At 46.1% G+C, this 12,204-nt stretch carries 10 protein-coding genes and 1 pseudogene; 3 read left to right on the forward strand and 8 right to left on the reverse strand.

All coding sequences use genetic code 11. The features are described from left to right. Positions 1-141: 141 nt before the first annotated feature. The 3 genes from rpsI to zapE form a co-directional block, all read right to left on the reverse strand. Entirely contained in the window at positions 142-534 is a 393-nt protein-coding gene (gene rpsI, locus C1S74_RS08780; protein ID WP_038866232.1) for a 30S ribosomal protein S9, read from the reverse strand. Positions 535-549: 15 nt separating this feature from the next. Further along, positions 550-978 (reverse strand): 50S ribosomal protein L13, encoded by a 429-nt coding sequence (rplM, locus tag C1S74_RS08785; protein WP_005436093.1) that lies wholly within the window; start codon positions 976-978, stop codon positions 550-552. A 254-nt stretch (positions 979-1,232) separates the two neighbouring features. After that, positions 1,233-2,336: a cell division protein ZapE gene (zapE, locus tag C1S74_RS08795; RefSeq protein ID WP_045400391.1), complete on the reverse strand. Its 1,104-nt coding sequence runs from the start codon at positions 2,334-2,336 to the stop codon at positions 1,233-1,235. Positions 2,337-2,533: 197 nt separating this feature from the next. On the opposite strand from zapE, the pseudogene zapG reads away from it, so the two are divergent. From zapG to degS, 3 genes and pseudogenes are all read left to right on the forward strand, one after another. Then, positions 2,534-2,976: pseudogene (gene zapG / locus C1S74_RS08805) on the forward strand (Z-ring associated protein ZapG). 199 nt (positions 2,977-3,175) lie between these two features. Continuing rightward, the gene (locus tag C1S74_RS08810) at positions 3,176-4,543 is read left to right on the forward strand and encodes a Do family serine endopeptidase (RefSeq protein ID WP_038866225.1); all 1,368 of its coding nucleotides are present in this window, start codon (positions 3,176-3,178) and stop codon (positions 4,541-4,543) included. Between the two features lie 180 nt (positions 4,544-4,723). Next, positions 4,724-5,791, forward strand: coding sequence for an outer membrane-stress sensor serine endopeptidase DegS (degS, locus tag C1S74_RS08815; protein WP_038866223.1), 1,068 nt, complete (start codon positions 4,724-4,726; stop codon positions 5,789-5,791). A gap of 38 nt (positions 5,792-5,829) precedes the next feature. Here the strand turns inward: degS and parC are convergent, their stop codons facing one another. The 5 genes from parC to C1S74_RS08840 form a co-directional block, all read right to left on the reverse strand. Further along, complete coding sequence (gene parC, locus C1S74_RS08820) at positions 5,830-8,118, reverse strand: DNA topoisomerase IV subunit A (protein WP_045400393.1); 2,289 nt, start codon at positions 8,116-8,118, stop codon at positions 5,830-5,832. 3 nt (positions 8,119-8,121) lie between these two features. Further along, positions 8,122-10,002, reverse strand: coding sequence for a DNA topoisomerase IV subunit B (parE, locus tag C1S74_RS08825; protein ID WP_038866219.1), 1,881 nt, complete (start codon positions 10,000-10,002; stop codon positions 8,122-8,124). A 247-nt stretch (positions 10,003-10,249) separates the two neighbouring features. After that, positions 10,250-10,834, reverse strand: coding sequence for an esterase YqiA (gene yqiA, locus C1S74_RS08830; RefSeq protein ID WP_045400396.1), 585 nt, complete (start codon positions 10,832-10,834; stop codon positions 10,250-10,252). 57 nt (positions 10,835-10,891) lie between these two features. Further along, on the reverse strand, positions 10,892-11,698 hold the full coding sequence (gene cpdA / locus C1S74_RS08835; protein WP_038866216.1) for a 3',5'-cyclic-AMP phosphodiesterase: 807 nt from the start codon (positions 11,696-11,698) through the stop codon (positions 10,892-10,894). A 61-nt stretch (positions 11,699-11,759) separates the two neighbouring features. Beyond that, complete coding sequence (locus C1S74_RS08840) at positions 11,760-12,203, reverse strand: DUF1249 family protein (RefSeq protein WP_038878249.1); 444 nt, start codon at positions 12,201-12,203, stop codon at positions 11,760-11,762. Position 12,204: the final 1 nt, after the last annotated feature.

Genomic DNA, 12,204 nt, shown 5'->3' on the forward strand with positions numbered 1-12,204 from the left:
CGACGGGAAACAAAAAACAGACGTTTAACTGAGGTTATAAAAACAGAAGGCTATAAAAACAAAAAGCTCGGCATATAGCCGAGCTTTGGTACACAGTATCCAGAGAAACTCTGGAAAAGCATAATTTCCAGTAAGAGGAAATTAACGCTTAGAGAACTGTGGACGACGACGTGCTTTACGTAGACCAACTTTCTTACGTTCAACGCAACGAGCGTCACGAGTAACGTAACCAGCTGCACGTAGAGCAGGACGGAAAGACTCATCGTACTCCATAAGAGCGCGAGTGATACCGTGACGGATAGCACCAGCTTGACCAGAAATACCGCCACCTTTAACAGTAACGTATAGGTCTAGCTTCTCAGTTAGTTCAACTAGCTCAAGAGGTTGTTTAACAACCATGCGAGAAGTTGGACGACCGAAGTACTCATCAAGGCTACGCTTGTTGATTACGATGTTGCCGCTGCCTGGTTTGATGAAAACACGCGCAGCTGAGCTTTTGCGACGGCCAGTGCCGTAGTATTGATTCTCTGCCATTTTCGAAATCCCCAATTAGATGTCTAGTACTTGTGGTTGTTGAGCAACATGGTTGTGCTCAGCGCCCGCGTAAACTTTAAGCTTACGGTACATAGCACGGCCTAGAGGACCACGTGGAAGCATGCCTTTAACTGCTAGCTCAAGAACCATCTCAGGTTTACGATCGATCAACTTTTCAAAAGTGATAGATTTTAGACCACCTGGGAATTCAGAGTGACGGTAGTACACTTTGCCTTTAGCTTTGTTGCCAGTTACAGCAACTTTCTCAGCGTTGATAACGATGATGTAATCACCAGTGTCAACGTGAGGAGTGTACTCAGCTTTATGTTTGCCACGTAGGCGAGATGCAATTTCACTTGCTAGACGGCCAAGAGTTTTACCCTCTGCGTCTACAACATACCAGTCGCGTTTTACAGTTTCTGGTTTAGCAACGAAAGTTTTCATGCTAATAATAACCCGTTAATTAAATTTTAAACTTTAAAGGAACACAGTATTGTGTTCCCACACTGTCTAAGAGCCCAGTCATCACCCCTTCGAGTCGTTGGTTCTCTCGACCTTCTATGCCGAAATAACTTCGATATTCAGGTCTGCAGTAACGGTGGGTCGCAGGATTATAGAGAAGAGCGAAGAAAAAATCACCTTTTTTTGCGCCAAATCACTAATTTTTTCTTCACTTTTTTAAGATGAGTTGCTGTTTTTTACGCCAGATGCTCTCTCGCTAGGTATTCACGACTCTGCATCTCAGTTAATCGAGACAAACAACGCTTAAACTCAAATTCCAGTAGCCCATCGCTATAAAGCGCCTCCATCGCCACTTCGGCGGAAATGATTAATTTCACGTTTCTCTCGTAAAACTCATCGACTAACGCAATAAAGCGCCTTGCTGCATCATCGACTTTACGGTCCATCTGCATCACGTCCGCAAGCAATACGGTGTGGTAGATTCGAGACAGCTCAATGTAATCATTTTGGCTACGCGGAGTTTGGCACAGCTGAGCAAAAGATGCATGCAACACACCATCACTGGCCTCAATCACTGCAATTTCGCGATGATTCACTTCAATCGTATTCGTTGCGGCTTTTCTTTCCCCAATCAGCTGTTGGTAGTATTGATTAAGGTTAACGGACGCTTGCTCATCAAGTGGGTAATGGTAAATCTCAGCTTGCTCTAGCGTTCTTAAACGGTAGTCCACACCACTATCGACATTGAGCACATCACAACGCTCTAAGATCATGGCAATTGCAGGCATGAAACGTGCTCGTTGCAAACCATTGCGATATAGATTTTGAGGTTCAATATTCGAGGTCGCGACCAAAATCATTTGACGTTTAAACATCTCTTGAAGCAACGTCGCTAAGATCATTGCATCGGTAATGTCTGAAACGAAAAATTCATCAAAACAAACAATATCTGATTCTTTCTTAAACAAGTCTGCCACTTTAGAAAGCGGATTTTCTACATCACCTAAACGCCTTAATTCATCATGTACTCGGTACATAAAGCGATGAAAATGCACCCTCATTTTCCTTTCTGTTGGTAAGGCGTCAAAAAAGGCATCCATAAGGTAAGTTTTACCGCGCCCTACACCTCCCCAAAAGTACAATCCTTTAGGAGGTTCTGGCATTTCGACTTTTTTACCTAGTAACTTTTGCCAAGTGCTGAGCTGAGGAATAGGTGCAGACTGAAAGTCGGCGATGGCATGGTAAAGTTCATCTAAAGCGACGACCGCGCTATATTGCGCTTCATCACGTTGGAATCCATGCTTGGCTATGTCTTGTTGGTATCGTTTTAATGGTGTCATGGCACTGGGTCGTATCAGAGGTACAGAGAAATTTTGTCACCTCGGGGTCAGCATTAGGAATAGAGAGATGTGGATATCAGTCCCCGAAGACATACCGCTATTTTTCTTTATCGGCTGTTCAAGCCATAGTAACATGGACAAGCACCGCGTGTAACTAAGTAGTAAAAGACTTGTTAAAACAACTATAAGGAGCAGTTATGCCTTGGATTTATGCCATTGTGGGTTTGCTGGTCGGTACAATCGTAGGCGTAGTCATTAGTAGACTAACCACCCCGAATACAAAAAACAAAAGTCTGTGCAAAAAGAGCTAGAAGCAGCCAAATTTGAACTAGAGCAACAACGTCAAGAGCTGGTCGATCACTTTGCACAAACCGCAGAAATGTTGGATACGCTAGGTAAAGATTACACTAAGCTGTACCAACATATGGCAAAGACTTCATCAGAACTCTTGCCAAACTTGCCTGAGCAAGACAACCCATTCGACAAGAAAACGGCGATGTCTTCAGAGCAAATTGAAGAGCAACCATCTGAAGTCAATGAACAACCAAAAGACTATGCCAATGGCGCAACCGGCCTTTTGAAAGATAAAGAAAAAGAGATCATCGACGCACCTGAAGCCGTCACAGCGAAAGCCTCTTAATCTTCTATCTTCTTCCTATTGGGTCAATACATATTCATTTCTTATCAATTTGTGTTGACCCTTTTTGAACTTTTCTTAAGCAACTCATCTCTAACTTGCAGTGACCTGCCACCCCGTTTCGATTATCCCGACCAATACTTAAACACATAATGGTTAGGATATTTCTTTTTGGCAGACTGGTTTCAAGAGGAGTTATTGGATGAAAAAACCGTTGCTTGCGTTAACCGTTCTATCTTTAAGCTTAAGTTCAATCATCACCCCAATCTCAGCTACGGCAGCACTTCCTTTAAGTGTTGATGGTGAGCAATTACCAAGCCTTGCACCCATGCTAGAAAAAGTGACCCCTGCGGTCGTCAGCATTGCGGTAGAGGGTAAACAGGTGCAAACCAGCCGTATTCCAGAACAGTTTCAGTTTTTCTTTGGCCCTGAATTTCCAACAGAACAAACTCGCGAACGTCCATTCCGAGGGTTGGGCTCAGGCGTGATCATTGACGCGAAGAAAGGTCAGATAGTAACAAACTACCACGTAATAAAAGGCGCAGATGATATTAGAGTTCGCCTTTACGATGGTAGAGAGTACGACGCAGAATTGGTTGGCGGTGACGAAATGTCGGACATTGCCTTGCTTAAATTAGAAAAGGCGAAAGACCTGACTCAAATTAAAGTGGCAGATTCAGACGCATTGCGTGTGGGTGATTTTACCGTGGCAATTGGTAACCCATTTGGTCTAGGACAAACGGTCACTTCTGGTATTGTTTCTGCACTTGGCCGAAGCGGCTTAAACGTGGAGAACTTTGAGAACTTCATTCAAACCGATGCGGCTATCAATAGCGGTAACTCTGGCGGCGCATTAGTGAACCTCAATGGCGAACTGATTGGTATTAATACCGCAATCCTAGGCCCAAATGGCGGTAATGTTGGTATCGGCTTTGCCATTCCATCCAACATGATGCAAAACCTAACGGATCAAATCCTAGAGTTTGGTGAAGTGAAACGCGGTATGTTGGGCGTTCAGGGTGGTGAAGTCACTTCAGAATTGGCAGAAGCACTAGGTTACGAGTCAAGCAAAGGCGCTTTTGTTAGTCAAGTGGTCCCAGACAGTGCCGCTGATAAAGCAGGCTTGAAAGCCGGAGACGTGATTGTTTCCGTCAATGGTAAATCGATTGATACCTTCTCTGAACTTCGCGCCAAAGTTGCAACGCTAGGTGCTGGCAAAAAAATTGAACTTGGTGTGATTCGTGACGGTAAGAGCAAGAGTTTTGATGTCACTTTAGGCGAGTCTACCAATATCAAAGCGAAGGCTGAAACGTTGCATGAGGGCTTAAAAGGTGCCGAGTTAAGTAACACGACACCAAACGATAAGATTCAAGGGGTCAAGGTGACCAGCGTGGTCGAGAACTCACCTGCAGCACAGTACCAACTTGAGCAAGACGATATCATCATTGGTGTGAACCGCAAACGCGTGAAGAACTTAGCGGAGCTACGCGCCATAGTTGAGAAGCACAAAGGCGTGTTAGCAATCAATGTTCAACGTGGAGACCGCACGGTTTACTTAGTTATTCGATAATCCATCAACAAGAGCGATGAGTGCTTCTCCGTTTTATTCGAGAACACTCCTATACTTTACCTTGTATGTCATGGTTTTTTAAAAGGGCAAGGCAATCACGTCTTGCCCTTTTGTTATTTTTCAATGTAGTGCTATCCTTCTCTTTTCTATCCCAATCGGGCGCCCAATCATGGAGAGGTTATGCTTAGCTTTTTGTTACGTTCTGTCTTTTTAGGCTTAGCAACTGCCGTCATAGTGTTGCTCGCTGTCCCTTCTTTGCGTAGCAATGTCATTCCTGACGCCCTCGTTGATACACAACCGAGTAATATCGCCTCACTTGAAGTGTCTTTTAATCAAGCCGTGAGAAAAGCCGCACCTGCCGTAGTAAATATCTACAGCCGCAAATACGTTGAAAACGACCGCAGCAAGCTTTCTACACAAGGCTTGGGTTCCGGCGTGATCGTAAGTGAGAAAGGCTACATCATCACGAACTATCATGTAGTGGCGCAAGCAGACCAAATTGTTGTCGCACTTCAAGATGGCCGAGTGGCAGCCGCACAGTTGGTGGGTACTGACAAACGCACAGATATCGCGATTTTGCGTGTCGAAGGCTCTAACCTACCGGTTATCCCTCTGAACTCTGAATATAAACCTCAGGTGGGCGATGTTGTACTGGCTATTGGTAACCCTTACAACTTGGGACAAACCACAACATTCGGCATTATCTCTGCGACAGGTCGTTCATCAATCAGTGATGGTCGACAAGCCTTTATTCAGACCGATGCAGCAATCAACGAGGGTAACTCCGGAGGTGCATTGGTGAATACTCAAGGTGAACTGGTCGGTATCAATACCGCGTCATTCCAACAAGCGACAGACCTTGAAACCTACGGTATCTCGTTTGCCATTCCGGCACCGCTCGCCAACAAGATCATGCAGAAGATCATCGCAGATGGCCGTGTAATCCGTGGCTATATCGGTATTGATGGCCAAGATATTAACGCCGTAACCGCTCGTCTATTGGGCAATGAACACATTGGTGGCATTGTCGTACTTGGCATTGATCCAAATGGCCCTGCAAGTGCTGCTGGCTTTGAGAAACAAGACATCATCATCAGTATCAATGGCACCAAAGTTCAAGGGCGACAAAGCGTGATGGACATTGTCACTGACTTGCGACCAGGAACGTCAGTCGACGTTGGGATTATCCGCAAGGGTAAAGAGATGAACGTAAAAGTCACCATCGCCGAAGACAAACAAGAAGCATAAAAAAATCCCAGCCATTGGCTGGGATTTTTGTTTGTGTGTTACTCGCTATCACTTGGCTCTTCTGAAGTGTCTGAGGCTCCCCCCATATCCACTTCAATACGCGTTACGCGCTGCAAGCCTCTCGGCAATAAACTACCTCGGCGGCCACGTTCACCACGGAAGTTTTCTAAGTCCGCTGGTTTCAAGCCCAACTTGCGCTTACCGGCATACAGCGTCAGAGAAGCACCTTGTGGCAATGCAATCAAGTGAGACAGAACCTCTTCGCGCTCTTTAGCTTTCGCCGCTGGAATGTTGATGATCTTGTTACCCTTACCTTTCGCCAATTGCGGCAGGTCTTTAATCGGGAACAACAGCATACGACCTTGGTTGGTGATCGCTAAGATTTCATCCGAATCCAGATCCGCAATCGTCTTCGGCGTCATCACTTCAGAGTTAGCAGGAAGTGTCACGAGTGCCTTACCACTGCGGTTCTTCGATAGTAGCTCTGAGCCTTTACATACAAAGCCATAGCCCGCATCAGAACCCACCAGCCATAGCTGCTCATCTTCACCCATGATCACTTGGCGAATACTGCTACCAGCCGTGATGTTCAGGCGGCCAGTAATCGGCTCACCTTGGCTTCGCGCTGATGGTAGTGAGTGTGACTCTAATGAGTAGCTTCGGCCATCGCTACCGAAGAACACCGCTTGTTGGTTGCTCTTACCGCGAGCATGCGCAAGGTAGTTATCACCAGATTTATAGCTTAAGCCTTCTGCATCAACATCGTGGCCTTTCGCATGGCGAATCCAGCCTTTCTCTGAAAGCACCACTGTGATTGGCTCACTTGGTACTAGGTCACGCTCAGTCAACGCTTTTGCTTCTGCACGCTCAACCAGTGGAGAGCGACGGTCATCACCGTATTTCTCTGCGTCCGCTTTAATCTCTTTCTTCAGTAGTGTGTTCAGACGACGCTCAGAACCAAGCAGTTGTTCTAGCTTCTCGCGCTCTTTTTCTAGCTCGTCTTGTTCACCACGGATCTTCATCTCTTCTAGTTTTGCTAGATGACGAAGTTTAGTATCTAGAATCGCATCCGCTTGGATATCAGTAATACCAAAGCGTTCCATCAAGACCGCTTTTGGATCGTCTTCAGTACGAATGATCTCAATCACTTCATCTAGATTTAGGTAAGCTACTAACAAACCTTCCAAGATGTGTAAACGAGCCATCACTTTGTCTAGGCGATGTTGTAGACGACGACGCACAGTAGTACGACGGAACTCAATCCACTCAGACAGAATTTGTACCAGACCTTTCACTTGAGGACGGTTATCGAGACCGATCATGTTCAAGTTAACGCGGAAGCTGCGCTCAAGATCCGTTGAAGCGAATAAGTGATTCATCAACAAATCGCAATCAACGCGGTTTGACTTAGGTACAACGACGATACGCGTTGGGTTCTCGTGATCCGATTCGTCACGAAGGTCGTCTACCATTGGTAGCTTCTTCGCGCGCATTTGGTTCGCGATTTGTTCTAGTAACTTCGCACCCGATACTTGGTGTGGCAGAGAAGTAATGACGATATCAGAACCTTCTTTGTGCCATACCGCACGCATCTTGATGCTACCGCGACCGTTACGATAAATCTTCTCGATATCCGCTTGTGGTGAAGTAATTTCAGCTTCCGTTGGGTAATCTGGACCTTTCACAAACTGCATCACATCCGGCAGTTCTGCTTTCGGGTTGTCGATTAAGTGGATGGTTGCATCTGCCACTTCACGAACGTTGTGAGGCGGAATATCCGTCGCCATACCAACCGCGATACCAGTTACACCGTTTAGCAGGATATGAGGCAGACGCGCAGGCAACATTTGTGGCTCTTTCATCGTGCCATCAAAGTTTGGTTGCCATTCAACCGTGCCTTGACCTAACTCGCCTAGTAGAACTTCAGCAAACTTGGACAGTTTTGCTTCGGTATAACGCATTGCAGCGAATGATTTCGGGTCATCTGGCGCCCCCCAGTTACCCTGACCATCTACCAATGGGTAACGGTAAGAGAATGGCTGTGCCATGAGTACCATCGCTTCGTAACATGCAGAGTCACCGTGCGGATGGTATTTACCCAGTACGTCACCAACGGTACGTGCTGATTTTTTGTATTTCGCTGATGCCGAAAGACCAAGCTCTGACATTGCGTAAATGATGCGTCGTTGAACCGGTTTTAGACCATCGCCAATGTATGGCAATGCGCGATCCATGATTACGTACATCGAGTAGTTCAGATAAGCGTCTTCAGTGAACTTGCGCATTGGCAACTGTTCAACGCCATCATAAGTAATTTCTGTAGACATCCGTTAAACCTCTGCCATATCGCCATTGCTTTGTAGCCAAGTGCGACGGTCATCTGCTCGTTTTTTACCAAGCAACATGTCCATCATTTCCATGGTCGCCGCAGAATCATCGATGGTTAACTGAACCAGACGTCGCGTATTTGGATCCATGGTTGTTTCGCGCAACTGAAGTGGGTTCATCTCACCCAGACCTTTGAATCGTTGCACGTTGATTTTGGCTTTCTTCTTCGACAAGCGCTCAAGTACGCCATCTTTTTCGTCGTCATCTAGGGCATAGAAAACTTCTTTGCCGCAGTCGATACGATACAGAGGCGGCATCGCAACGTAGATGTGACCAGCTTCAACCAGTGCACGGAAGTGACGAGTAAACAGAGCACATAGAAGAGTTGCGATGTGAAGACCATCCGAGTCCGCATCGGCAAGGATACAGATCTTACCGTAGCGAAGGCTGTCTAGGTTGTCGCTGTCAGGGTCGATACCCAAAGCTACCGAGATGTCGTGAACTTCTTGAGAAGCCAGAACTTGGTCTGCGGAGACTTCCCATGTGTTTAAGATCTTACCACGCAGTGGCATCACCGCTTGGAACTCACGATCACGAGCTTGTTTGGCAGAACCGCCCGCCGAGTCACCCTCTACAAAGAAGATTTCTGTGCGGTTTAAGTCTTGTACTGAACAATCCGTTAACTTACCAGGCAGTGCAGGGCCAGATGCTACCTTCTTACGTACAACCTTTTTGCTCGCACGCATACGACGATGCGCGTTCGCGATACAAACTTCGGCAAGTTGCTCTGCAAGTTGTGGCTTTTCGTTCAACCAAAGGCTGAATGAATCTTTCACTACGCCAGATACAAACGCAGCGGTTTGACGAGAAGACAAACGCTCTTTGGTCTGACCGGCAAACTGTGGATCTTGAATCTTAACCGACAGGACGTATGAACAACGGTCGAAGACGTCATCGCCAGTTAGTTTTACGCCACGAGGCAACAAGTTACGGAATTCACAGAACTCACGCATGGCGTCGAGCAAACCTTGGCGAAGGCCGTTTACGTGTGTACCACCTTGTGCCGTTGGGATAAGGTTCACGTAACTCTCGGTGATCATCTCACCGCCTTCTGGCTGCCAGATCACGGCCCAATTTGCTGCTTCTGTTTCGGCTGAGAATTCACCTGTAAATGGTTCTTCTGGCAGGACGGTATAACCTTTAACACCTTCCGCTAGATAGTCTTTCAAGCCATCTTCGTAGAACCACTTATAGTCTTTGTTGTTTACTTTATCTGTAAAAGTAATCTCTAGACCCGGGCAAAGTACCGCTTTCGCACGCAGGTTATTCACCAGACGAGTTACTGAGAAGTTTGCAGAATCAAAGTACTTAGCATCTGGCCAGAAATGCACACTGGTACCACGGTTACGACGACCACATGTGCCGACTACCGTTAGGTCAGAAACTTTATCGCCGTGCTCAAAAGCAATCTCATACACTTGGCCATCACGACGTACGGTCACTTCAACACGCTTGGACAGTGCGTTTACTACTGAGATACCTACACCGTGTAGACCACCAGAGAATTGGTAGTTTTTATTGGAAAACTTACCACCCGCGTGAAGCTTACATAGGATCAGTTCAACACCTGAAACCTTCTCTTCTGGGTGGATATCAACAGGCATGCCTCGACCATCATCGATCACTTCTAGTGATTGGTCAGCATGTAGGATGACTTGTACTTTTGAGGCATGTCCGGCTAGCGCTTCATCGACACTGTTATCGATAACTTCTTGGCCCAAGTGGTTTGGGCGCGCTGTATCCGTATACATCCCTGGTCGGCGACGTACTGGTTCTAGACCATTCAGTACTTCAATGGCACCAGCATTATATTGTTCAGTCATAATACGGAATTGTTCTCAAAGTTTACTTGTAACCCGAGCCTCACCGATGGGTGAGCGATACTCGAGAAACGAAAAAGCTACCCCGTCAGCACCCTTCTCATTGGTCGGTCATGCATAACAAAGTAGTCAGGGATTTACACCCCTAAGATCTTTTCGGCAAAACATAGTCGGAAAGCATACCCGCTATGTCAAGAAACGGTTGGATATATCAATAAAAACTATGAGCCTATTCCAATCGCTCTAGAAATCACAAATTTAAGAATTTAATGATTTGAGCAGGATAACGCTCAAAGCCAATAAAACTGTGATCACCGCCTTCTTCTACGGTTTTCTTAGCATCGGTAAATTTCTCTACCGCTTGGCGATAATCCAGAACCTCATCTTCTGTTTGCTGTAACAGCCAGAAGGATTGAGGCGACGCGATGCTTTTTACATCAAGAGCTTTCAGCTCGTCAATATGACAAGCTTCAAGTGTATAGGTTTCGTGCGTGTATGGGTTAGTTTGCTCACCCAAATAGTCAACCAACAGCTCATAAGGCTTCACCGCAGGGTTAACCACGACCGCACGAAAACCAAATTGCGCGTTCAACCACGTAGACATGTAGCCCCCCAGAGAGCTGCCCACTAAACCAATGTTATAGTCATCTTTATATTGCTCAACAATGTCTAATAGACATTGAGCGGCAAGCTGTGGAAAGCATGGCAATTGAGGCACAACAACTTTAATGTCTGGGCGCTGCTGTTCACAGTACTCTTTCATCAAATTCGCCTTCATTGAAAGTGGCGAACTGTTAAAACCATGGATATACAGTAGTAGCGCCGGTTTGCTCATAAAAGCCTCACAGAAGAAAAAGTAAGCCCGAACATAAAGTTCGGGCGTGATATTTGGTTAGTAGCCGTTTGAGGTAAAGTCTGGCTGAAACTGCCCATCCGTCAGGCGATTAACCTCAGTAGAAATGTCACCACTCGGGTGAAGTTCTAATTCTCGCCACCCTGGGCACTCTGTGTCTAACGCAAAGTCATCGGAGTTCGGCTTAAACTGCACACAGGTTGAAGGCGTTGCCATCACTCGAATACCATTATAAAGAACATTCATGTCTTGGTGCACATGACCACATAAAATGCCCTTTACGTTCTCAAAACGGTCTACAACTTGCCAAAATGCTTCAGCATCCTTCAGTGTATGCTGGTCAAGCCAAGCACTACCAACTAACAACGGGTGATGGTGCAATAACACAAGTGTGTGTCGGTCTGGGTAGTCAGATAACTTTTCTTCTAATAGGGAAAGTTGCTGATCACTTAAACGCCCATGAGGCACGCCCACAACTTGTGAATCTAGCAAGATCAACTGCCAATGTTCACCTAGCAAAAGGTGCTCAACAGATTGAATTTGAGGTGATGGTAGAACCGTCCCCATGTTTGGTTTGAAGTCGTGATTGCCAGGCAACCAAAAACACGCTTTCTCCAACGGTGCAATACCCTCGGCAAAACGCTGGTAAGACTCGGCACTGTGATCTTGTGAAATATCACCCGTCGCCAAGATGTATTCAAACTGCACTTGACGATGAAGAACTTCTTTCACCACGGCTTCAAAGCTGTCGGCGGTTCTTACGCTCAGCAAACTGCCCTCATCTGCAGCAAACAGATGAGTATCCGTGATTTGTATAAGCTTTATGCTGTCACTAGATGATTGCAAAATGAAAACCTGATTCGTCCACTATTTAATTTTTTGTTATTTTCCCTTAGTGACGTGACAATCAATTGAAGGCAAGTGGCGATCGACTAATGCCACTTCGTAAACAGAACGTCAGCCATTCACCAAGGAACGTATTAAGTTGATGTTTTTCATCTTTCTGCATCAACTGGTCGTTGGGATAATCATATTTAGCTTTGATGCGAGAGAACTCTCCGCTTGAGCATACTTCAGCAACTCTTGCATCGTGATAAAGCCTGACAGACATCGTCGGTAAAGGAAACACCGGCATCTCATCACTCTGACATATCTCAACAACTGTGGTGTATTTTGTGATTTCATTCACGGTCAGTTGGTAAACCATGTTCGCTGCTTGATAACAACGAATATCACCAACTTCGGCAGAAGCAGGCAGCAAAGCATTGAGCTTAGCGTAGTTGGTCTCATAAGTTCTCATCAGACCCGCTAAGTCGACATGGTATCGCTGTTTTACCGCTACTTGTGCCATT

The organism is Vibrio hyugaensis (assembly GCF_002906655.1).
In the GTDB taxonomy this organism is placed as follows: domain Bacteria; phylum Pseudomonadota; class Gammaproteobacteria; order Enterobacterales; family Vibrionaceae; genus Vibrio; species Vibrio hyugaensis.